The following is a 22754-nucleotide window of genomic DNA, read 5'->3' as shown; positions in this document are numbered from 1 at the left end:
TTAGTTATTAATCACATGAAAAAGCCTTTCTGTTTCTGGAAAGGCTTTTTTTGTTTCTACTGCGGCTTACTTTTTGTTTTGGTTACATGGAAGTGGTCCAATATTTAACGAATGCCAGCAAAGCTGAACACTTTCATAAGGATTGGTTCCACAGTCAACTGTACAATTACCACAACTAGCCCAACCTGTACACGTTTCAACAGAGCCAGTTCCTCCTTTTAATCTCTCACTCATGTTTGATAAATTAGAAACTGATTTTTTGTTTAGGGACAAGTTTTTAAATCCTTTTTTCTTCATAATATAAAAGTTTGTGATTAATATTGAAACAAATCTACATTCCCACAAAATCAAATCAAAACACTTATAATCAGTCATTTATAAATAACGACTCGTAATTTATATATTACGACTGTTACTTTTGATCTGATTTTAAAATCGCCACAAATGACATCGAAGAAAGTTTAGTATCTTTACCAAATGACAGTAGCCGACAAAAAACTAGCCGCTAAAATCTACCTATATTTAGCTGCGCTTTTCATAACTTCCTTAGTAGTTTCTAACTTAATTTTTCAAAAGTTTTTCTATTGGTATCCATTTGAAATGGAAGTTTTTGGTGAACGCTTATTCAAACTTTCTGTTGGTTTGTTACCATATCCATTAACATTTTTAATCACAGATGCCATTTCAGAGATTTATGGTAAAAAGAAAGCTAATCAAGTAGTTATTGCTGGTATTTTTGCGTCGTTTTTCTCCTTAGGAATCATTTATGTTTCCCAAAGTGTTCCTGCCTTAGATAATTCACCCATAAATGACGAAACGTTTTCAAAAGTATTCGGCAATACATCTCTAGCAGTTTTTGCTTCTATGCTTTCCTATTTATTTGCACAATTTATTGACATTCAACTGTATCATTTTTGGAAAAAACTGACCAAAGGAAAACATTTATGGTTGCGAAATAACTTTTCTACGTTCGCTTCACAATTTGTAGACACATTTTCTGTCATCACGCTTTTATGTGTATTTGAAATTTTACCTTGGGATTTGTATTTAGGACTCATCGCTAGTGGTTTTATCTTTAAAGTTTTAGTTGCTTTTCTAGACACACCTTTTTTGTATCTAATTGTTTATGTGTTCAGAAAACGCTTTAAGTTAAAAGTTGGAGAAGAAATTAACTTAGATACGTATTCCGCTTAAGCGAAACCCATTTTGGCAGAAAAAAGCTTTCATTGCATTTTACAACTAACGCGATCAATGTAGATATTGACTCAAATGATTCAATTCTAAAAATTTATCACCTTCTTAACAGAAATTTTTTAAATTTTTACTTTATTCGAAGTAGCAGAAAAAAATGAGTTTATGAAAGTGAAAAAAATATTAAAAATAACAGGAATTACACTTCTAGTTCTAATAATCGCTTTGGCAGTTACACCGTATCTATTTAAAGGTAAAATTATTGCAATGGTGAAAGATAACATCAATAAAAATGTAAATGCACAGGTTGATTTTACAGATGCTGATGTAAGCTTTTTTAGAAATTTCCCAAAAGCTTCTATTGTGTTAGAAGATGTAGAAGTTATCAATAACGCACCTTTTGAAAATGACACACTTTTTTATGGTAAAGAAGTAGCAATCACGACAGCAATTGGTGAACTCTTTAAAGGTACTGATGAAGCGATTCAAGTATATAGTTTTACGATTGATAATGCAAAATTAAATATTCAAGTTGATGAAAGCGGAAATGCTAATTATGACATTGCAAAACCCAACACGACTGAAACTCCTGAAAATGTATCTAAAACATCTGATTTTAAGTTCAAAATAGACAATTATCATATTCTAAATACCGACATCAACTATTTTGATGCAAAAAGTAAAACGCTACTTGCGCTAAAAGATGTGCAACATGAAGGTTTTGGCGATTTCTCATTAGCTACTTCTGAGCTTGATACACAAACAGATGCATTGGTTTCGTTTGCTATAGGTGACATGAACTATATTGACAAACAGCACATAAAACTAGATGCACTCATTGGAATGGATTTAGAAAATGGAAAATATACATTTTTAGAAAACGAAGCGTTGGTAAATCAGTTGCCACTAAAGTTTGAAGGTTTTGTAAAAGTAAATCCTGATTCGCAAGAAGTTGACATTAGTTTGCAAACACCTTCTTCCGATTTTAAAAACTTTTTAGCCGTCATTCCAGAAGCGTATGCGAAAAATATTTCCACGGTACAAACTGCTGGAAATTTTGAAGTTTCAGGAGAAATCAAAGGTCTCGTTACCGAAACGCGTATTCCAACTATTGACATCAAAGTAGTTTCTAACAATGCTTCTTTTAAATATCCAGATTTACCAAAAAGCGTTGAAAACATTAACATTAACGCACAATTAAAAAATACGACAGGAAAAACAGAAGATACGTATGTAGATATAAATAATCTTGCGTTTAAAATTGACGAAGATGCATTCCGTGGAAACGGAAGACTTTCACAATTAACCACAAATCCGAAGGTAAATGCAACGATTGTTGGAAAGCTAAACTTAAGTAATATTACGAAGGCTTATCCAATAGAAAACAAAGAATTAAGCGGAATTCTCGATGCAAATTTGACGACAAATTTTGACATGAATGCAATTGAAAAAGAACAATATCAACGCATTAAAAATAATGGAAATTTAAAGATTTCTGATTTTTTATTTTCTTCAAAAGATGTGGTAAATCCGTTAGCAATCTCAGAAGCAACAATTGATTTTGTTCCTGGAAAAATCTCGCTCAAAAAGTTTGATGCCAAAAGCGGAAAAAGTGATTTTAATGCCACTGGAACAATTGAAAATTTATTAGGTTTTCTTTTTAATGAAGACAAACTAAAAGGAAATTTTAAGGTAAACTCCAATGAATTTCACGTAAACGATTTTATGGTTGCAAGTGCGGAAGGAAGTAAAAATCAAAATACAAAAGTTACGCAAGGTGAAGCTTTAAAAATTCCTGAATTTTTAGATTGTAACATCAATGTAAATTCTAATAAGGTATTTTACGATAATATCACGTTAACGAACGTAAAAGGAAGTTTAGCACTTGATGATGGAGAAGCGATTTTAAACAATGTAACTTCTGATGTTTTTGGCGGAAAAATTAAAATGAGTGGTTTGGTTTCTACCAAAAATGACACACCAACATTTGCGATGGATTTAGGAATGGATTCGTTCGATTTATCAGAATCTTTCAATGGTTTAGAATTGTTGCAAACCATTGCGCCAATTGCAAAAGCATTGAACGGAAAATTGAATACAAATATTTCGCTAAAAGGTAATTTGGGAGAAAATTATACGCCAAATCTAACAACAATTTCTGGAAACGCATTTGCCGAATTAATCACAACAACATTAAAGACAAGAAATATTGATTTATTCAATAAAATCAATGAAAAACTTACGTTTATTGATTTAAATAAAGTTAGTATTGAAGACATTAAAACGCGTTTGTCTTTTGACGATGGAAAAGTAAACGTAAAACCATTTTCATTCAACTACAAAGACATTGAAATTACAGTTGATGGAAGTCACGGTTTTGACCAATCGCTCAATTATAATGCAACGTTTCAAATTCCTGCAAAATACTTAGGCTCGGAAATTACAGCTTTATTATCAGATATAAAATCGGAAGAAGCAAAGAATATTACAATTCCTGTATCTACGAAGATTTCAGGAAACTTTACAAGTCCAAGTTTCACAACCGATTTGGCAAGTGCCACCAAAGATTTAGCCATAAAATTAGCCAAAGTAAAAGCGCAAGAAGCGCTAGGAAACATCAATACAGGAAGCGATACTGTTGATGGTATTTTAGGCGGATTGATTAAAGGTGATAAAAATGAAACTCAAAAAGATTCTACCGTAACGACACCAAATTCTACAGGCGATAAAGTACGAAGTGTTTTGGGGAATTTACTAGGAAATCGAAAAAAGAAAAAAGAAGCCGAAGAAAAAGCGCGACAAGAAGCAGCAGCGAAGGCAAAAGCCGAAGAAGAAGCAAAAAAACAGCAGGAAAAAGTACAAGATTCTGTAAACTAATCATTGTAAATCAGTCGTAGAATCAAATTTTCAAGTTTAGTTTCAGATTCAATTTCAAGTTAATTTCAAAAAAACTGTAATGATCTTAAAAAAGTTCCTACCAATACCTCATGGAATTTTTAATATACTTTGCGGTTGGAATTTTAGTGACATTTATTGGCGCAGTTCCTTTGGGAACGGTAAATATTTCGGTCATAAATACCACATTAAAAGCAGATGCACGCAATGCAATGAAGATTGCTTTTGCGGCGGGAATTGCAGAAATTATCATTTCATTTTACGCGCTTCATTGCAGCATGATGGTTGCAAATTTTATTGATATGAATCAGTGGATACAAGTGCTGATCGCCATAGTACTATTTTTAATTGGCGGAATTTTATTCTTCAAAAAACAAAAAACAGCACGTGAAAAAAAGTTTAAAATGTCCAAATATGTCACAGGATTATTTCTCGGATTATTAAATCCGCCAGTGTTGGTTTATTGGTTATTTATGATTTCGTATTTAAACCAAAACAACTTTCAATTGAATATGAATTCGTCTTTAGCAATTCTATTTGTGTTCTTCTCAGGCGTGTATTTAGGAAAATTATTAACGCTTTACGGCTACAGCCGATTTAGTATATTCATCAAAAACAAAGTACAAAATATTGCAACTGTTATCAATCGTGTGATTGGTGTTTTGTTGTTTGTGATTGGTTGTGTGCAGTTATTGAAGTATATGTTTAGTTAGTAACGCCAATGCTTTTAGGTTCGCTTCGCTCAATTCAAAGATTTAAAAATTCAATGATCCAATGTTGTTTCAGATAGCATTATTTGTTTTATGTAAGATGCTGATTTTTAAATTTTAAATGAGTTTATAAGACAAATTTGAGTGTTGTTTGAAATTAATTGATACATTTTCAAATTGCCACAATTTTCTCAAACGCTCGCAAAGGCGTATGATATATGCCAACAAACTAACACAAGAGTAAAAAATCTAAAAGGCTTTTCACGGAGCTTGTCGAAGTGAAGCCGATCTAATTGCGAAGCGATCTAAAAACCTAAGAAGTCTAAAAACGAAGTTTTCTAAATACATCCCAAAGTACAACTCCTGCACTTACCGAAATATTCAATGAATGTTTCGTTCCAAACTGCGGAATTTCCAATACATAATCGCTTGCAGAAACAACTTCTTGTTGTACGCCTTTAACTTCGTTTCCAAAAACCAATGCATACGTATGTTGTTTCTCAGGTTGAAATTCGTTGAGCATCATGGCGTTTTCAGCTTGCTCAATAGCCGCAACTTTTACGTCGTTTTCTTGCAGTTCTTTTACCAATGCTAGTGTATCTTCACAATATTCCCAAACAACCGAATCTGTAGCGCCAAGTGCCGTTCGGTGAATATCTTTATGTGGTGGTTTTGCAGTAATTCCACACAAATAAATCTTTTCAATCAAAAAAGCATCACTCGTTCTAAAAACCGAACCAATATTATTCAAACTGCGAATGTTATCAAGAATTACAATTAATGAGGTTTTTTCAGACGATTTAAATTCGTCTACACTCAATCGGTTTAGTTCACTATTTTTAAGTTTTCTCATAGGTAATTCGTGAGTTTTCCTTGAATTTATTTAAATTGCGCAATTCAATATTTCTGCAAAAATAACAGAAGTGATTTAAATTTTTTGTTTTGAAACGAAAATTAAAGATTTTTTGGTTTGATGAAGCATTTTTTGAGTAGCATAGTCATTGCTACGGTACGAAAAAAAGTCAAAATCAAAGTAAAACAAGATACATTTACAGTCAGAAGAAAAAGTTTACATCACTTCCATCAAAAATAGCAAACTTTGGCAAAAAAAAGCGCGAAAAAAGTAACTCCTTTAATGAAGCAGTACAACGGTATCAAAACCAAGTATCCGGATGCTTTGTTGCTATTTAGAGTAGGAGATTTTTATGAAACCTTTGGAGAAGATGCCGTAAAAGCAGCCAATATTTTAGGAATTGTATTAACACATCGAAACAATGGTGGCGACAATATTGAACTCGCAGGTTTTCCGCATCATTCACTAAATACGTATTTGCCAAAGTTGGTAAAAGCTGGCGAACGTGTGGCAATTTGCGATCAATTAGAAGATCCGAAACAAACCAAAAAAATTGTCAAACGTGGCGTTACCGAATTAGTCACACCAGGAGTTGCGTTTAATGACGAGGTTTTACAAGCCAAAACCAACAATTTTTTGTGTGCCATTCATTATGGGAAAAAACTCTTAGGAATTTCCTTTTTAGATGTTTCTACGGGAGAATTTATGACTACACAAGGTTCAGCAGAATATATTGACAAACTGTTGCAAAACTTTAAACCGAGTGAAATTCTCATTCCGAAGCAAAAAAAGCTAGAATTCGCAGATACATTTGGTTCCAATCATCATGTATTTTACTTAGAAGATTGGGTTTTTAAAGCCGATTTTGCCAACGAAAAACTCATCACGCACTTTGATACAAGTTCGCTGAAAGGTTTTGGAATAGAAGATTTATCAGAAGGAATCATCGCTTCTGGTGCGGTTTTATATTACTTATCGGAAACACGACACAACAAACTCCAACACATTACGTCCATTGCTCGTATTGCGGAAGATGCCTACGTTTGGATGGATCGTTTTACGGTGCGAAACTTAGAATTGTACGCTTCAACCTCATTCAATGCCATTACCTTATTAGATGTAATTGACAAAACCATTTCGCCAATGGGTGGACGTTTATTGAAACGTTGGTTGGCGTTGCCATTAAAAAATAGTCAGCAGATAAAACAACGACATGAAGTAGTAAATTTTCTGTTGCATCAAGAAGAAGAATTAGGGAAAATTCAGCAACATATTCGACATATCAGTGATATTGAACGCTTGATTTCTAAAGTTGCTACGGGTAAAATCTCGCCAAGAGAAGTTATTCAACTAAAAAACTCTTTAGAAGCGATTGTTCCTATCAAACAAATTACGAGTAAAAGTACGAATGAAGCGTTAAAAGTTATTGGCGATACGATCCATGAATGCGAATTGCTTCGTTCCAAAATTAAAGAAACCTTAAACGAAGAAGCACCTGTTAATATTTTAAAAGGAAACGCCATTGCAAGTGGTTATTCGGATAAGTTAGACGAATTACGCGGCATTGCTTTTTCTGGGAAAGATTATTTAGATAAAATGCTCGAACGCGAGTGTGAAGCGACAGGAATTCCGTCGTTAAAAATCGCTTCCAACAATGTTTTTGGCTATTATATTGAAGTTCGAAATACACACAAAGCGAAAGTTCCAGAAACGTGGACGCGAAAGCAAACCTTGGTCAATGCAGAACGTTATATTACTGAAGAATTAAAGGAATACGAAACGAAAATTCTCGGCGCTGAGGAAAAAATCATGCAAATCGAACAAGAGTTGTTTGCAGATTTGGTCGTTTGGATCAATCAATACATAAAAGCCGTGCAACAAAATGCGAATATTATTGGAAAATTGGATTGTTTGTGCGGATTTGCAACGTTGGCAAAAGCTAATAATTACAGCTATCCGAAAATTGACGATTCGTTTGATTTAGAGATTAAAAATGGGCGTCATCCAGTAATTGAAAAACAGTTGCCAATAGGCGAAAGTTATATTGCAAATGATGTCTATCTTGATCGCAATACGCAACAAATCATTATGATTACAGGACCAAATATGAGTGGTAAATCGGCGATTTTGCGTCAAACAGCATTAATTGTACTCTTAGCGCAGATGGGAAGTTTTGTACCAGCAGATTCCGCTAGAATTGGTTTGGTTGATAAAATTTTTACCAGAGTAGGAGCGAGTGATAATATTTCGATGGGCGAATCGACTTTCATGGTAGAAATGAACGAAACGGCTTCAATTTTAAATAATATCTCAGAACGTAGTTTGGTATTGTTAGATGAAATTGGTCGTGGAACGAGTACGTATGACGGAATTTCGATTGCGTGGGCAATTTCAGAATATTTACATGAACATCCATCACGTGCAAAAACCTTATTTGCGACACATTACCACGAATTGAACGAAATGACGGAGATTTTTGATCGAATAAAGAATTACAATGTTTCGGTAAAAGAATTGAAAGACAACGTATTATTCTTGCGTAAATTGGTAAAAGGTGGAAGCGAACACAGTTTCGGAATTCACGTGGCAAAAATGGCGGGAATGCCGCAGCAAGTCATTCACAAAGCAAACAAAATACTAAAACGCCTAGAAAAATCGCATTCGAGTGAAGAATTGGCGGACGATTTAAAGAGTGTAGAAAACGATATGCAATTGAGTTTTTTCAATATGGATGATCCGTTATTAGAAGAAATCAAGGAAGAAATTCTCATGACAGATATCGATACACTCACGCCAGTAGAAGCCTTGATGAAGCTCAACGAGATCAAACGCATGTTGGTACGCAAAAAAAAGTAGTTGATTACGAGCCGATTAAAAAATAATTCATTCTTTTTCATCAAAACGTTTTGGTATTTAAAGAAATGTTTTAAATTTGCATCCGCAATACAGTAGTAGTATTGCGTGCTCTTTAACAAATTGCGAAAATAGCTCAGCTGGTAGAGCGCAACCTTGCCAAGGTTGAGGTCGCGGGTTCGAGCCCCGTTTTTCGCTCAATATAAAAATCCACGCTCGAGTGGTGGAATTGGTAGACACGTTGGACTTAAAATCCAATGGCCTTTGGGCCGTGCGGGTTCAAGTCCCGCCTCGAGTACGAAAGCCCTTCTTAATCTTTTGATTTTGAAGGGTTTTTTTATGCGTTAACGTTTTTGAAGTCTTTTTATAGAATTATACGTTTTCTAATACTTCTCCCTGCTAAAAATAACACTAAAGTAAGATGCTTCAAATCACTTAGCATGTACCAATAATTACTGCAATTATTCATTCATATCAAAAACTATCTTCCAACACACTAATAATCACTAAAAACTAAACTTCGCATAAAATAGATTTACGTCAGCTAAAAATATTCTTCGGGTAACAAAATACAACCTACTAGTCTTTATTTATATAGCGATACGTTAAAAACGGAATCTGAAAAGCTAACTAATAAGAGTAGGAATAATTAAATGTTTAGTCATGAAAAGAATAATTTTAATACTAAGCTTTTGTCTTTTGGGATGCTTATCCTTAAAAGCACAAGAGCAAAATGGAGGTGCTATTATTGAGAATATCACTAAGTTAAAACAAGCCAATGTCCATTTTGAAGAAATACAGTTTTTTGAAAAAACTTCAAATGCGCGGCTAAGTAGAAAACTTCAAAAAGATGTAAAAACTTTTCAATTGCTCAATGTATCAACAATAGCTTTTGAGCAAATTCATAAGTCAGAAGGACGATTTTTTACAATATCTGTTCCTTTATCGGATGGAACTTTTGCACAATTAAATCTGATAGAGAGTTCAAACCTCATAAGCGATTACACTGTTCGAACAAGTAGTGGAAAAAGCTACAATAGTATTAAAAAAAGCTTAAAGCTACTTAGAGGAGAAGTTGTTTATAATGGAGTGAAAGGAATTGCAGCTTTAACCATTGGACAATCAGAAATAAACGGAATGTTTTCACTACCCCATTTAGGAAACTTTTCCATTGGTAAAATGGAAAACGAAGCAATACATGTTGTATATAAAGATGCAGATATTACATCTTTTCCAGATTTTATTTGTGAAGTAGAAGAAGGCGATTCATCTCCTCAAAATGATAAAAACAAACGAAATACAAACCCTGAAGCTTTTGAGTCTACTTGCATTAAAGTCTATATAGAAGCAGGATTCGAACTATTTACCAATCGTGGAAGCGTCGCCGATAGTGAAACATATGTCATAAGTCTATTCAATCAAGTAGCAGTTTTATATCAAAATGAAAATATTCCTATAGATATTTCAGAAATTTTAGTGTGGGACACAGACGATCCGTATGCAGATAGCGACTCAGCAGATATATTAAGCGACTTCCGTAGTGAACTCGATGACAATTATGTTGGCGATATAGCACATTTAGTAGACATGGATCCTGGAGGAAATGGCGGCAGAGCTAGGAGAGATCAACTATGCGATAAAGACGATGCGCATGCGTATTCAGATGTACGTACATTTATAGGAACAGTACCTAATTATTCGTGGTCTGTGATGGTTTTTGCTCATGAAATGGGACATACTGTAGGTTCGCGTCACACACATGATTGTGCATGGGGACCAAATGGAAATGAACAAATCGATGATTGCGGAAGTGCTTTATGGGCAGATATTGATGATTGTGATGATGATAATACAATTATTCCAGCTGCAGGAGGAACAATAATGTCATATTGCCATGGTTCTGGAGGACCAGGAATTAATCTTGCGTTGGGATTTGGTAATGAGCCAGGAGATCTTTTAAGAGATAGAGTGGATGATGCAAATTGCCTAAGTGGTTGCTTTCCTTGCGATACGACAGACAACGCTAATTTCGAAATAGAAACCTATTGTGACAATGGTACTTGGAAAGTCAGTGTAACCGCATCAGACTTAGATCCACAAAATCATTGGTGGGGACTTTATCAAACCGATACACAAGGGGAAGTCGGTGATGGACATACTGTTGATGGTCCAATTGGCGGCATACAAAGTGGTCTTACGGCACATTGGGGCTGGTTAGATCAATCTAAAAGATACTACATTAAACATGGTATTTGGAGTGATTTTTGTTATGGCTGGCGTGAACGCCGTATCGCTATAGAGCCTTTCTATGTAGAACCTGCCGATTTCAAATTAGAAAACGAAAATGACAACGAAAAAGAGGTGTTTTGTATAGGAGAAGATATCATTGCAGATGGAAATGCCACCATTGGAGAAGAAAGATATAATATTCATGCATGGCGACTTGTCAATGGTGAGAAGCAATGGTTTGGTTCCATAGGATGGTTTTATGGAAATATGAACGAAGTGAACATCTCTGAAGAATTTGCTTCGCTTGATAATCCTAAATACTTTACTCCGGGCGAATACATACTTACCATTGCGTTTGCAAATCTTGATAAATGTAGAGTGTGGACTCCTGTAGAAAAGAAATTTACCGTTCAATGTTGTAATGATATTTGGGACGCTAGTTTCTTCCCTGCTACAAATGGTGGTTCAGGTAGTACATATAACATATCTTCCTCTAACTTTGAAACCTACAATAGTCATAATGTCGTTCACGAATGGTATTTACTAAAAAGTGATGGTAGTGGCGGATATCTTCCTGTAACATCTTCCGTAGGAAACATTAGTTATGGAGGTGCACAATTTGATGTAGAATACAAACTCATTCATAAATTGCGTACGCCTTGTGGGGAAGTATGTTTTGCGAGAACAATTTTTATCTCAGGAAGACCAAATGCTAAACCAATTATTTCAACGCCAAAAGAAGTCATTGACTGTGATATTGTTGACACGCATTTCCCTTGTGATTCAAAAATTAATAAATTCTTTTTTAATTGTGATACAGGCACCGTTTCTTGGGGGCAACAACCCAATGTAGATGGTTATGTTTTACGTGTATATATTAATCAAGGTGAATGTTGTAAAACAGAATTAGCACAGCCAACTTTTACTAAATATTTTAATTATACTCAAAATAGTTATACAATACCTGATGCAGAAGATGCTGAATGTATAACAATGCAACTAGGAGTTGTTTGTGATGGGATCACTATTTGGGGAGAACCAAGCTGTAGAACATGTTGCCGAATTGAAGGTGCGCCTACAAATCTAGACTACAATTGCGACACGTATATGGCAACATTTGACCCTGTAGCGGGTGCAGATCAGTATGTGGTGGAAGTTATTTGGAACGATCCTGATTGTTTCTGCTTTGGAGGAACCGTAAGTACTGATACATGGAATATAGGTGACCGAACTGAAGTTCGTATTTTCCCAAGAGACCTTGAAAATAATTGCTTATCCTTTAGAATAGGTGCAAAATGTGATGGTTTAAGTGAAACTGTTTGGAGCGACAAACAATGCTCGTATTGTTTTGACGATCCGCCAAGAGGAGGAGATTTACAAGAACCTAAGGAGCTATTAAATTTGTCCATTACGCCAAATCCTGCTACTTCAAAAGTGGAATTTAGAGTAAGTACAGATCAAGAAACCAAAGGTGAATACATCATACGATCATTCAATGGTGTAGTTATAAATCGCATGAACGATGCTAACCAATCTACAACAGTTGATATCAGTAGGTATCCTAAAGGAATCTATTTTGTGCAATTCATCTCAAAAACAGGACACAAATCAGAAGTGAAAAAATTGATGGTGAAATAATAATAACACTCAATCTCAATAGAAAAATAAACCTCTTTAACCTTGCGTGGAGAGGTTTGTTTTTTTTGATTATTAAAATAACCATATAAGTTATAAAATGTATTTAAATAGTACTCTTGCGTAGTTTGAGCATTTCATCGTAACTTGTAAAAAAATAGGAGAAATTATAGTTTCTTTTTTTAAATCAAGAAGTCTTTTTAATTTTAAACAATTGATTTTAAAGTGTTTAACTTTATTTAGAAATCAAAACCTACTATAATTACGGTAAAACCGTAACACAAGTAATGTTTTATCTTATTTAACTAAACAGATAAAGTTTAACTTAGCAAAAAACATATTGAGGTTTAGGGGAATCTCATTATAATAGTATTATTCTATTAGATAAAAGGGAGATCATTCTTGTGATTACTCCCTTTTTTTTTTAGTGTTGCTGAGGAAACTTAGAGAAATATAAAAGTTAGTTATGTATTAAATTGAGAAATTAGGGGGTCTCATTTAGTAGTTAAAAATAACTTCCATTAACCTAAAAAGGGATTTCCCAAACTTTGTTTTCGGCACAAAAAACTCCAAAAAAACCTTGCCTGAATTTATAAATATCATCATACTTCTTTATTTAGAATAAATTAAAATAGGTATATTTGTAACCTAATTTATGAATAAAGTATTATGTCTTTTTTAATTGCCATAGAAGAAGCTCCTGCAAAATCTAAAAAGAAGAAAATTAAGGTTGCAGGAAATGTAAAAAGTAAGTGTTGTAAAAAATACAAAAAAGGAAAGGGCAAGCGTTGTAAACGTTGCCCATGTTTTGATTTATTGAAAAAAGCTTCGTAAAAAAGCCTTTGTTTTTTTATTTGAAAGCGTTTAATCCAGTAACGTCAAGTCCTGTGATTAATAAATGTATATCATGCGTTCCTTCATACGTAACAACACTTTCTAAGTTCATCATATGACGCATAATAGAATATTCTCCGCTAATTCCCATTCCACCTAACATCTGTCTAGCTTCACGAGCAATTTTTAATGCCATTTCTACATTATTACGTTTTGCCATAGAAATTTGTGCAGAAGTCGCTTTTCCATTTTCACGCAAAACTCCCAAACGCCAAGCCAATAATTGTGCTTTTGTAATTTCGGTAATCATTTCGGCTAATTTCTTTTGTTGCAACTGAAACTGTCCGATAGGTTTTCCAAACTGAATGCGTTCTTTACTGTAGCGCAAAGCGGTATCATAACAATCCATTGCAGCTCCAATTGCTCCCCAAGCAATTCCAAAACGAGCAGAATCTAAGCAGCCAAGTGGCGCTCCAAGTCCAGATTTATTTGGTAATAAATTTTCCTTAGGAACCTTTACGTTGTCAAAAATCAATTCGCCAGTGGCAGAAGCTCTCAATGACCATTTGTTGTGCGTTTCTGGAGTGGAAAAGCCTTCCATACCGCGCTCCACGATTAATCCGTGAATACGTCCTTCTTCATTCTTTGCCCAAACGACTGCAATTTGACAGAATGGCGAATTAGAAATCCACATTTTTGCACCATTTAAAAGATAATGATCGCCCATATCTTTATAATTTGTCGTCATTCCTCCAGGATTACTTCCGTGATCTGGTTCTGTCAAACCAAAAGATCCCATCCATTCACCAGAAGCTAATTTTGGTAAATATTTCTTACGTTGTGCTTCGTTTCCGTATTTCCAAATTGGATACATAACCAAAGACGATTGTACAGAAGCTGTAGAACGAACTCCAGAATCTCCACGTTCAATCTCTTGCATGATTAATCCGTAGCTAATCTGATCCAATCCAGCACCACCATATTCTTCAGGAATATAAGGTCCAAAAGCTCCAATATCTGCCAATCCTTTAATAATTTGATTAGGAAATTCTGCACGTTGTGCATAATCTTCTATAATTGGAGATACGTCTCTCTTTACCCATTCGCGGGCTGCATCTCGTACTAATTTATGTTCGTCTGTTAAAAGCTCGTCTAAATTGTAGTAATCAGGAGCTTGGAATAAATCTGGTTTCATCAATCGTGTGTTTATAGCATTTTTTAATACTCAAATTTACGGAATGTTCACAAACCGCATTCACAAAAGTAATTAATGAAATGTCACAAAACAAAGACAAATTGTTATAATTTTAAATAAAAATCTTTTGTCAACGAAATGTAAGCTGCTGTATATTGGTGTCTTGCTGTTTCAATTACCAATTCTTCTTCAGTATTCTCTACATTTTCAAATGAAAAAGATAGTAAACTGCGTTTAAAATCAGCTTTCGGATTTCCTTTTACATGACATATTTTCTTTGGGAATAACTTGTTGGCTTTCGCCAGATTGATAAAATGTTCGTGTTCTTTAAAAGGAATAATGGTGTGAAACGTTCCTGTAGGTGCTAACAATTTTGCAACGCCAGACAAAAGTGCTGAAAAGGGTAATGCATCTGTAAAACGAGCAGTGTCACGTTGTGCGCTTTCTGTTTTATAATTTTCGGTATAAAATGGCGGATTCGATACAATCAAATCATACGTATCTTCAATTTCATCTACAAATTCGTCCAAACCTGCATGGTAGCAAAACAGTCGATCACTCCATGGAGAATTTTCAAAGTTATCTACGGCTTGTTCATACGCAGCAGCATCAATCTCAATAGCATCAATCACTTCTGCATGACAACGTTGTGCCAATTGTAAAGCAATCAAACCTGTACCAGCACCAATATCTAAAATTGAAAACGGATGATTTTCTATCGAAGTCCAAGCACCTAACAAAACACCATCAGTTCCAACTTTCATGGCTGTTTTATCTTGCTCAATAGTAAATTCTTTAAATCGAAATGGTTTGCTCATGGTTTATTCCAAATACAAATCAATTAAACCTTCGGGCGCTTCAATATGAATTGTTTTGCGCTCACGATCTACTTTTTTAATAATATCATCATTCATGGGAATCAAAATTTCAATCGATCCGCGTTCTACTTCAAACAAAGGTTGTGCAGTAGTATCGTTCACACTAACAATCTTTCCGACAGTTCCAAAAGAAGCATCTTCTATAGTAAAACCAATAATTTCATGGTAGTAAAATTTATTTCCTTCAAGTTTCGGCAAAAACTCCAATGGTAAATACAATTCACATTTCAACAACTGATCGGCATCTTCTTCCGTGTCAATATCTTCAAACTTCAATCGCAACAAATCTGACTTGTGCAGCGACGACTTTTCAATAAAAAACGGCAAAAAATTGCGTCCTACCTGTACAAAAACGGCATCTAGATCGTCATACAAATCAGGTTGATCTGTATCAAGTTTTGCCAGCAATTCACCTTTAAAACTATATTTCTTAACAATCTTTCCTAAATAAAAACAATCTTCAATTCGCATATCAATATCATAAAAAAAGCCTAGCAAATTTAAGATTTACTAGGCTAAAAATTATATGTTGTCTATAATTTATTCTTCTTCACCAGAAGCAGTTTCTCCAGCATCTTCAGCTGCATCTTCTACAACAGGAGCATTTGCGGCAATACGAGCTTCGTTTACAGCTTTCTCTGCTTCAAAAGCTTTTGCTTTTGCTTCAGCCTCAGCTTTTGCTAAACTATCTACTTTACCTTGTACCTTTCCTTCTTTCTCAGCGATCCAAGCGTTAAACTTTTCATCAGCTTGTTCTTCAGTCAAAGCACCTTTACGAACTCCACCAAGTAAATGATTCTTGTACATAGCTCCTTTGTAAGAAAGGATTGCTCTTGCAGTATCAGTTGGTTGAGCACCGTTTTGTAACCATTGAACAGCACCATCAAGGTTTAATTCAATAGTTGCAGGATTTGTGTTTGGATTGTAAATACCTAATTTCTCTAAATATCTACCATCTCTTTTTGCGCGCCCATCAGCGGCAACAATCCAGTAAAAAGGTTTCCCTTTTTTACCATGTCTCTGTAATCTAATTTTAACAGGCATAAAAAATTAATTTGTGAGGTTCACGACCTCGGTTATTAATGAGCTTGCAAAAATACTATTATTTCTGAAACACAACTACTTAAAATAACTTTTTTTTGTATTTCTATATGAAAAAGTGTTGTAATAGCTTTTTAATCAATAAAAATGGTTAATAACTTTATGGAGAATGTTTTAAAGTGTCATCAATAGTTGATAATTTTAGTTCATTTGGAGCGTGGTCGAATGTACGCAACCACGTAATACGGTGTTCATAACTTCATGTCAAAAACAGGAAAAAAATATGTAATTTTATACTTTCAAATTTCCCTACACAAAAGCTATATATGTACTTAATATTTGATACCGAAACCACAGGGTTACCAAAACGATGGGACGCACCTATTTCTGACACTGATAACTGGCCAAGATGCATACAAATCGCTTGGCAATTGCATGACGAACTAGGAAATTTGATCGAACATCAAGATTATTTAGTACAACCAGATGGTTTCAATATTCCATACGATGCTGAAAAAATTCACGGAATCTCTACCGAATTGGCAGCCGAACAAGGAATTTCGTTGCAAGAAGTATTGGAGAAATTTAACATAGCACTTTCCAAAACAAAATTTATTGTAGGACAAAATGTTGGATTTGATGTCAACATTATGGGAGCAGAATTTTACAGAGAAAATGTTGCCAACAAATTGCAAGAATTACCAGTTTTAGATACCTGTACGGAAGATACTGCACAACTCTGTCAAATTCCAGGTGGACGTGGAGGAAAATTCAAACTACCAACATTAACAGAATTACATCAATATCTTTTTGGAGTTGGTTTTGGTGAAGCACACAACGCAACCGCCGATGTAGAAGCAACGACACGTTGTTTTCTCGAACTCATCCGAAGAAAAGAATACACCATTGAGCAACTTGATGTTGCGCCAGATTACTTTGAACGTTTCTCGGAAAACAATCCGCAACCGATCGAAATGATCGGATTGAAACACATCAATCTCAAAGCAGCTTCTGAAAAAATACGTAAGCGACTCGAAAAAGAACAAGGCGGAAGCGGAATTTCCAAACAGGAAATCGCCGAAAATCTTGAAGCTTTAAAAAATGCGCCGTTTTCACACTTACACAATCATTCGCAATTCTCAGTATTACAATCTACTTCAAGTATTAGCGATTTAGTAAAAGCTGCTGGAAAATACAACATGCAAGGAGTCGCTTTGACCGATCATGCAAATATGATGGGAGCGTTTCACTTTGTAAAAGAAGTTAGTAACTACAACAAAAGCATCAAAGCAAAAATCGCAGAAGCCGAAGCAACAGGAGAAGCGATAGATGCTCAAATTCTAAAACCAATAATAGGTTGCGAATTTTTCGTTTGCGAAAATCACGAAGACAAAACCAGAAAAGACAACGGTTATCAAATAGTCCTTTTAGCCAAAAACAAAAATGGCTATCACAACTTGGCAAAAATGTCCTCTATTGCATATACAAAAGGATTTTACTACGTACCGCGAATCGATAAAAATGTCATTGAGCAGTACAAAGAAGATGTCATAGTGTTGACAGGAAACTTGTACGGAGAAGTACCAAATAAAGTGCTCAATATAGGAGAAAGTCAAGCGGAAGAAGCATTGCTTTGGTGGAAAGAAACCTTTCAAGACGATTTGTATGTAGAAATCATGCGTCACAATCAGGAAGATGAAAACCGTGTCAATGAAGTTTTGGTAAGGCTTGCTAAAAAACACGAAGTAAAACTCGTTGCTACAAACAATAGCTATTACATTGCGCAAGAAGATGCAACGGCACACGACGTTTTACTCTGTGTAAAAGATGGTGAAAAACAAGCAACTCCAATCGGTCGCGGTCGCGGATATCGCTACGGATTGCCAAATCAGGAATACTATTTCAAGTCGCCAGACGAAATGAAAACCTTATTCAAGGATCTACCAGATGCCATACTTTCCATACAAGAAATAGTAGACAAAGTAGAACCATTTGAACTAGCACGTGATGTACTTTTACCAGCATTCGACATTCCAGAAGAATTCCAGTTTGAAGAAGATAAAATTGATGGAGGAAAACGTGGAGAAAACAAATACTTACGACATTTAACGTACGAAGGTGCGAAAAAAAGATATGGTGAAATTACACCAGAAATTGAAGAACGACTCGATTTTGAATTAGGAACCATTGAAAACACAGGTTATCCAGGATATTTCTTAATTGTAGAAGATTTTATTCGCGAAGCACGAAATATGGATGTTTCAGTTGGTCCAGGTCGTGGATCGGCAGCAGGTTCCGTAGTTGCGTATTGTTTGTGGATTACCAATATAGATCCCATAAAATACGACTTACTTTTTGAGCGTTTCTTAAATCCTGATCGTGTATCCATGCCCGATATTGATATTGACTTTGATGATGAAGGTCGTGGTCGTGTGATGGATTATGTAATTGATAAATATGGTGCAAATCAAGTCGCACAAATTATCACGTACGGAACCATGGCTGCAAAATCATCTATTCGTGATACAGCGCGTGTGTTAGATTTGCCACTAAGTGAAGCAGACCGAATTGCCAAACTAATTCCGAATACGAAATTGGCAAAGATTTTTGGAAAATCTGAAGCAGAACTCAAACAAAAATTCCGTTCAGAAGAAGTGTTATTAATCAACGAATTAATCAATATTTCTGAAGAAGACGGATTGGCTGCGGAAACCGTAAACATGGCGCGTGTCTTAGAAGGTTCTGTTCGTAACACGGGAATTCATGCGTGTGGAGTTATCATTACACCAGACGATATTACCAAGTTTGTTCCTGTCGCTTTAGCGAAAGATTCAGACATGTATTGTACGCAGTTTGATAACTCGGTAGTAGAAAGTGCAGGGCTGCTAAAAATGGACTTCTTAGGGCTCAAAACGTTAACGCTGATTAAAGATACGGTCAAACTTGTCAAATACAAGCACGATGTCGATATTGATATTGAAAACATTCCGCTTGACGATGAAGAAACCTATGCATTATTCCAACGAGGAGAAACGGTAGGTGTGTTTCAGTACGAATCGCCCGGAATGCAAAAGCACATGAAATCGCTCAAGCCAACTACGTTTGCCGATCTCATTGCAATGAACGCTTTGTATCGTCCTGGACCAATGGAATACATTCCGAGTTTCATTAGAAGAAAACACGGAGAAGAAGATATTGAGTACGATTTAGATGCTTGTCAAGAATACTTAGAAGAAACTTACGGAATTACCGTTTATCAAGAGCAAGTGATGTTGCTGTCGCAGAAATTGGCAGATTTTACCAAAGGTGAAGCCGATGTCTTGCGTAAAGCGATGGGTAAAAAGCAAAAAGCGGTTCTTGACAAAATGAAGCCAAAATTCATTTCGCAAGCTTCTGCCAAAGGACATGCCGAAGATAAACTCGAAAAAATCTGGAAAGACTGGGAAGCATTTGCAGCTTATGCCTTCAACAAATCTCACTCAACTTGTTATGCGTGGATTGCCTATCAAACGGCATACTTAAAAGCACATTATCCTGCGGAATACATGGCGGCAGTACTTTCTAACAATATGAACGATATCAAAACGATTACCTTCTTTATGGAAGAATGTAAACGTATGAAACTAGACGTGTTAGGTCCAGATGTCAACGAATCGTTCTATAAATTTACAGTAAATGATGAAGGTGCTGTACGTTTTGGAATGGGCGCAATAAAAGGTGTGGGACATGGCGCTGTAAAAACGATTGTAAAAGAACGTTCGGAAGGAAAATACAAATCTGTATTTGATCTGGCGAAACGAATTGATTTGCGTGCGGCGAATAAAAAAGCCTTTGAAAACTTAGCATTGGCTGGCGGATTTGACTCGTTTGGAGATACGCACAGAGCACAATACTTTCACACCGAAAATGATGGAATCACATTTTTAGAAAAAGCAGTAAAATACGGAGCAAAATTTCAAGAAAATAAAAACTCAGCGCAAGTAAGCCTATTTGGCGAAGCTAGCGAAGTGCAAATTGAAGAACCAAAAGTGCCGCCATGTGAAGAATGGGGAACCATGGAAAAATTGGCGCGCGAAAAAGAAGTTGTCGGAATCTATATTTCTGGACATCCGTTGGATGATTTTAAAGCGGAAATGAAATTTTTCTGCAAAGGCGATTTGTCTTATTTCTCTAGGATGGAAGAATATGTCAATCGTGAAATTCCTTTTGCGGGTGTTGTCACAGAAGTACAACACAGAGTTTCAAAAAACGGAAAAGGTTGGGCATTATTTACGGTAGAAGATTACTCAGAATCGTATGAATTTCGAATTTTCGGAGAAGAATATCTAAAATTCAGACACTTTTTTGTGCCGAATTCATTCGTGTTTATAAAAGCATTCATCAAAGAAGGTTGGGTAAACAAAGACACAGGAAAACGTGGCGATCCAAGAATTCAGTTCAATTCGATGCAATTATTACAAGACGTCATGGCAACTGCGGCACGAAAGCTTACAATTCAATTAGATGTCAATAAATTGGAAGAACAAAAACTTGATTTTATCTACGAAATTCTAGAAACACATAAAGGAGATAAATCTCTGCATTTTACCTTATATGAAGCAAAAGAAAAAATAAAATTACAAGCGCCAAGTAAGAAGAAAAAAGTAGACATTACGCAGGAATTGTTGGATGCATTGGAAATGGAAGATGTGAAGTATAAGATTAACTAAATTTGTATTAAATTTTGAATTGGTTTTTCAGAATTCATCGAACTGTAAAAAATGTTATTTCAACACATCATAAAAAAAGCTGAAAACAATCCTAAGAAACTTTTTCTTATAGATGGTCTTGGTGCATTGTTGTCCGCTTTTCTAGTAGGATTTGTGCTAGTTCAGTTTAAAGATTATTTTGGAATGCCAGCAAATACGTTATATTTACTTGCAGCCTTTCCAATAGTATTTGTCTTTTTTGATATGTATTGCTATCTAAAAAAACACAAAAAGACAGGAATATTCTTAAAAATGATTGCTCTGCTAAATCTACAATATTGTATGGTTTCCATGGGATTCGCTTTTTACCATAAAGACACGCTTACAACTTTGGGTTGGACATATATTTTCGTTGAAATTTTAATACTCTTACTGCTTTCTGCATTTGAATTTACTGTTGGAAAACGATTAACAAGAACTTCATGATGAAAAAAGAAAATCTTCTGGTTTTTGATATTGACGGAACATTACTCGATAGTGAAAATATTCATCAAAAAGGTTTTGTAAACGCGTTGCAGAAAATTGGTGTAGAATTCGTGAATACCAATTGGGAAAGTTACACACATTTAACCGACAGTTTTATCGCAAAAGAAAACTATGAACGTGATGTAAATTGTGCGTTTTCAAAAGAACTCTTAACACGATTTGAAGCTGAGTTTCTAAAAGAAATCCAAAATTGTAACGTTACAGAAATAGCTGGAGCAAATGCATTCTTGCAGAAAATTATCAAGGAAACAAACTACGCAGTTTGCTTTGCTACGGGTTCTATGGTATTGCCTGCCAAACTAAAACTAGAACGTGCAGGAATTGTGTACGATCAAGCGTTGCTAGAAGCTTCGAATGATTATTTTACTAGAGAAGCAATTGTCAATTCCGCCATAGCAAAAGCAAAAAACTACTTCAACGTAACACATTTTAAAAGAATTATCTCTCTTGGAGATGGAATTTGGGACGTAAAAACGGCGCAAAATCTCGGTATAGAATTCATCGGAATCGGAGCACAAAATCGTGAAAAACTTGCTGCTCAAGGAGCGAAACATCATTATGTTAATTTTGAGGAGTTTGATATGAAATTATTGAAGTGATTTAAACTTTTCGGGTTTAAGTGAAAACAGAATTTTTTAGCAAATCAAAAAAGTTTAAATCACTTCATTGTAAATCGCACAATAAAACAGTAAATTACAGCAAATTAAGCTTTTACTCATTCAAATGGTGAGTTTACTCAATGCTAGTTTTAGAAGTAAGTACGGAACAATATATTTGAAAAACATAAAATATTTAGAATTATGAAGACACAAATCACTTTTACACGAAAATTATGGTATGTTACGATTTTGATGATGGTAGCATTTGCGTTTAGCCCGATGTACGGACAATCTACGGCGCAACAAGGAAAAACAATCAAAGGAATTGTGAGCAATGTTCATGGTCCATTAGAAGGTGTAAATATCATTCTAAAAGGAGCAAACGAAGGAACAGTTTCTAACAAAAAAGGCGAATACACGTTTCCTGTGGCATTAAAACCTGGCGATGTTTTGTTATTTAGTTACTTAGGATATCGCTCTGTAGAATTCAAAATTAAACCTGAAACAAGCTTTATCAAAACGGTAATGTCTGATGAGGTTATTGAATTTATGGGCGATTTAAATACGGACAAACGTTACAAATCGAAACGTAAAAACTAAGCATCAA

The 22754-nt window shown here is 35.0% G+C and carries 16 protein-coding genes and 2 tRNA genes; 12 read left to right on the top strand and 6 right to left on the bottom strand.

Going from position 1 to position 22754, the window contains the following annotated elements; translation table 11 throughout:
* Positions 1 to 66 precede the first annotated feature (66 nt).
* Complete coding sequence (locus KAOT1_RS12620) at positions 67 to 297, bottom strand: hypothetical protein (RefSeq protein ID WP_007095211.1); 231 nt, start codon at positions 295 to 297, stop codon at positions 67 to 69.
* 180 nt (positions 298 to 477) lie between these two features.
* Between KAOT1_RS12620 and KAOT1_RS12615 the strand changes: the two genes are divergently transcribed.
* The 3 genes from KAOT1_RS12615 to KAOT1_RS12605 all read left to right on the top strand — a co-directional run bounded on the left by KAOT1_RS12615 (position 478) and on the right by KAOT1_RS12605 (position 4799).
* Positions 478 to 1194: a queuosine precursor transporter gene (locus tag KAOT1_RS12615; RefSeq protein WP_007095210.1), complete on the top strand. Its 717-nt coding sequence runs from the start codon at positions 478 to 480 to the stop codon at positions 1192 to 1194.
* Positions 1195 to 1356: 162 nt separating this feature from the next.
* Positions 1357 to 4068: an AsmA-like C-terminal region-containing protein gene (locus tag KAOT1_RS12610; protein ID WP_007095209.1), complete on the top strand. Its 2712-nt coding sequence runs from the start codon at positions 1357 to 1359 to the stop codon at positions 4066 to 4068.
* A gap of 110 nt (positions 4069 to 4178) precedes the next feature.
* Positions 4179 to 4799, top strand: coding sequence for a LysE family transporter (locus tag KAOT1_RS12605; protein WP_007095208.1), 621 nt, complete (start codon positions 4179 to 4181; stop codon positions 4797 to 4799).
* A 319-nt stretch (positions 4800 to 5118) separates the two neighbouring features.
* Here the strand turns inward: KAOT1_RS12605 and KAOT1_RS12600 are convergent, their stop codons facing one another.
* Positions 5119 to 5649 (bottom strand): RNA methyltransferase, encoded by a 531-nt coding sequence (locus KAOT1_RS12600; protein WP_007095207.1) that lies wholly within the window; start codon positions 5647 to 5649, stop codon positions 5119 to 5121.
* Between the two features lie 282 nt (positions 5650 to 5931).
* Between KAOT1_RS12600 and mutS the strand changes: the two genes are divergently transcribed.
* The 5 genes from mutS (at position 5932) to KAOT1_RS22950 (ending at position 13200) form a co-directional block, all read left to right on the top strand.
* Entirely contained in the window at positions 5932 to 8505 is a 2574-nt protein-coding gene (gene mutS, locus KAOT1_RS12595; RefSeq protein WP_394330262.1) for a DNA mismatch repair protein MutS, read from the top strand.
* A 122-nt stretch (positions 8506 to 8627) separates the two neighbouring features.
* Positions 8628 to 8700, top strand: a tRNA-Gly gene (locus KAOT1_RS12590).
* Between the two features lie 16 nt (positions 8701 to 8716).
* Positions 8717 to 8800, top strand: a tRNA-Leu gene (locus tag KAOT1_RS12585).
* A 365-nt stretch (positions 8801 to 9165) separates the two neighbouring features.
* The gene (locus KAOT1_RS12580; RefSeq protein WP_083777306.1) at positions 9166 to 12369 is read left to right on the top strand and encodes a M12 family metallo-peptidase; all 3204 of its coding nucleotides are present in this window, start codon (positions 9166 to 9168) and stop codon (positions 12367 to 12369) included.
* A 666-nt stretch (positions 12370 to 13035) separates the two neighbouring features.
* Entirely contained in the window at positions 13036 to 13200 is a 165-nt protein-coding gene (locus tag KAOT1_RS22950) for a hypothetical protein (protein ID WP_007095204.1), read from the top strand.
* Between the two features lie 16 nt (positions 13201 to 13216).
* Here the strand turns inward: KAOT1_RS22950 and KAOT1_RS12575 are convergent, their stop codons facing one another.
* The 4 genes from KAOT1_RS12575 to KAOT1_RS12560 form a co-directional block, all read right to left on the bottom strand.
* A complete protein-coding gene (locus tag KAOT1_RS12575; protein ID WP_007095203.1) occupies positions 13217 to 14395 on the bottom strand; it encodes an acyl-CoA dehydrogenase family protein in 1179 nt (392 codons plus the stop codon).
* A gap of 104 nt (positions 14396 to 14499) precedes the next feature.
* Entirely contained in the window at positions 14500 to 15213 is a 714-nt protein-coding gene (locus KAOT1_RS12570; RefSeq protein WP_007095202.1) for a tRNA1(Val) (adenine(37)-N6)-methyltransferase, read from the bottom strand.
* A 3-nt stretch (positions 15214 to 15216) separates the two neighbouring features.
* Positions 15217 to 15744, bottom strand: a complete 528-nt coding sequence (gene rimM, locus KAOT1_RS12565; RefSeq protein ID WP_040559531.1) for a ribosome maturation factor RimM — start codon at positions 15742 to 15744, stop codon at positions 15217 to 15219.
* A 69-nt stretch (positions 15745 to 15813) separates the two neighbouring features.
* On the bottom strand, positions 15814 to 16317 hold the full coding sequence (locus KAOT1_RS12560) for a 30S ribosomal protein S16 (RefSeq protein ID WP_007095200.1): 504 nt from the start codon (positions 16315 to 16317) through the stop codon (positions 15814 to 15816).
* Positions 16318 to 16640: 323 nt separating this feature from the next.
* On the opposite strand from KAOT1_RS12560, the gene dnaE reads away from it, so the two are divergent.
* The 4 genes from dnaE to KAOT1_RS12540 all read left to right on the top strand — a co-directional run bounded on the left by dnaE (position 16641) and on the right by KAOT1_RS12540 (position 22747).
* Positions 16641 to 21023 (top strand): DNA polymerase III subunit alpha, encoded by a 4383-nt coding sequence (gene dnaE / locus KAOT1_RS12555; RefSeq protein ID WP_007095199.1) that lies wholly within the window; start codon positions 16641 to 16643, stop codon positions 21021 to 21023.
* A 51-nt stretch (positions 21024 to 21074) separates the two neighbouring features.
* On the top strand, positions 21075 to 21488 hold the full coding sequence (locus KAOT1_RS12550) for a hypothetical protein (RefSeq protein WP_007095198.1): 414 nt from the start codon (positions 21075 to 21077) through the stop codon (positions 21486 to 21488).
* A complete protein-coding gene (locus KAOT1_RS12545) occupies positions 21485 to 22147 on the top strand; it encodes an HAD family hydrolase (protein WP_007095197.1) in 663 nt (220 codons plus the stop codon). The genes KAOT1_RS12550 and KAOT1_RS12545 overlap by 4 nt, the downstream gene beginning before the upstream one ends.
* Before the next feature lie 201 nt (positions 22148 to 22348).
* The gene (locus tag KAOT1_RS12540) at positions 22349 to 22747 is read left to right on the top strand and encodes a carboxypeptidase-like regulatory domain-containing protein (protein WP_007095196.1); all 399 of its coding nucleotides are present in this window, start codon (positions 22349 to 22351) and stop codon (positions 22745 to 22747) included.
* Positions 22748 to 22754: the final 7 nt, after the last annotated feature.

Source organism: Kordia algicida OT-1, assembly GCF_000154725.1.
Taxonomy (GTDB): Bacteria; Bacteroidota; Bacteroidia; order Flavobacteriales; family Flavobacteriaceae; genus Kordia; species Kordia algicida.
The sequence above is the reverse complement of the archived record's forward strand: the minus strand, read 5'-3'. Positions and strand labels throughout refer to the sequence as shown.

Bases quoted from the DNA above. Each gene is read 5' to 3' on its own strand.
- mutS (WP_394330262.1), top strand. From the start codon at position 5,932: ATGAAGCAGTACAACGGTATCAAAACCAAGTATCCGGATGCTTTGTTG.
- KAOT1_RS12610 (WP_007095209.1), top strand. From the start codon at position 1,357: ATGAAAGTGAAAAAAATATTAAAAATAACAGGAATTACACTTCTAGTT.
- rimM (WP_040559531.1), bottom strand. From the start codon at position 15,744: ATGCGAATTGAAGATTGTTTTTATTTAGGAAAGATTGTTAAGAAATAT.
- dnaE (WP_007095199.1), top strand. From the start codon at position 16,641: ATGTACTTAATATTTGATACCGAAACCACAGGGTTACCAAAACGATGG.
- KAOT1_RS12600 (WP_007095207.1), bottom strand. From the start codon at position 5,649: ATGAGAAAACTTAAAAATAGTGAACTAAACCGATTGAGTGTAGACGAA.
- KAOT1_RS12545 (WP_007095197.1), top strand. From the start codon at position 21,485: ATGATGAAAAAAGAAAATCTTCTGGTTTTTGATATTGACGGAACATTA.
- KAOT1_RS12580 (WP_083777306.1), top strand. From the start codon at position 9,166: ATGAAAAGAATAATTTTAATACTAAGCTTTTGTCTTTTGGGATGCTTA.
- KAOT1_RS12620 (WP_007095211.1), bottom strand. From the start codon at position 297: ATGAAGAAAAAAGGATTTAAAAACTTGTCCCTAAACAAAAAATCAGTT.
- KAOT1_RS12570 (WP_007095202.1), bottom strand. From the start codon at position 15,213: ATGAGCAAACCATTTCGATTTAAAGAATTTACTATTGAGCAAGATAAA.
- KAOT1_RS12575 (WP_007095203.1), bottom strand. From the start codon at position 14,395: ATGAAACCAGATTTATTCCAAGCTCCTGATTACTACAATTTAGACGAG.
- KAOT1_RS12550 (WP_007095198.1), top strand. From the start codon at position 21,075: ATGTTATTTCAACACATCATAAAAAAAGCTGAAAACAATCCTAAGAAA.
- KAOT1_RS12615 (WP_007095210.1), top strand. From the start codon at position 478: ATGACAGTAGCCGACAAAAAACTAGCCGCTAAAATCTACCTATATTTA.
- KAOT1_RS22950 (WP_007095204.1), top strand. From the start codon at position 13,036: ATGTCTTTTTTAATTGCCATAGAAGAAGCTCCTGCAAAATCTAAAAAG.
- KAOT1_RS12560 (WP_007095200.1), bottom strand. From the start codon at position 16,317: ATGCCTGTTAAAATTAGATTACAGAGACATGGTAAAAAAGGGAAACCT.
- KAOT1_RS12605 (WP_007095208.1), top strand. From the start codon at position 4,179: ATGGAATTTTTAATATACTTTGCGGTTGGAATTTTAGTGACATTTATT.
- KAOT1_RS12540 (WP_007095196.1), top strand. From the start codon at position 22,349: ATGAAGACACAAATCACTTTTACACGAAAATTATGGTATGTTACGATT.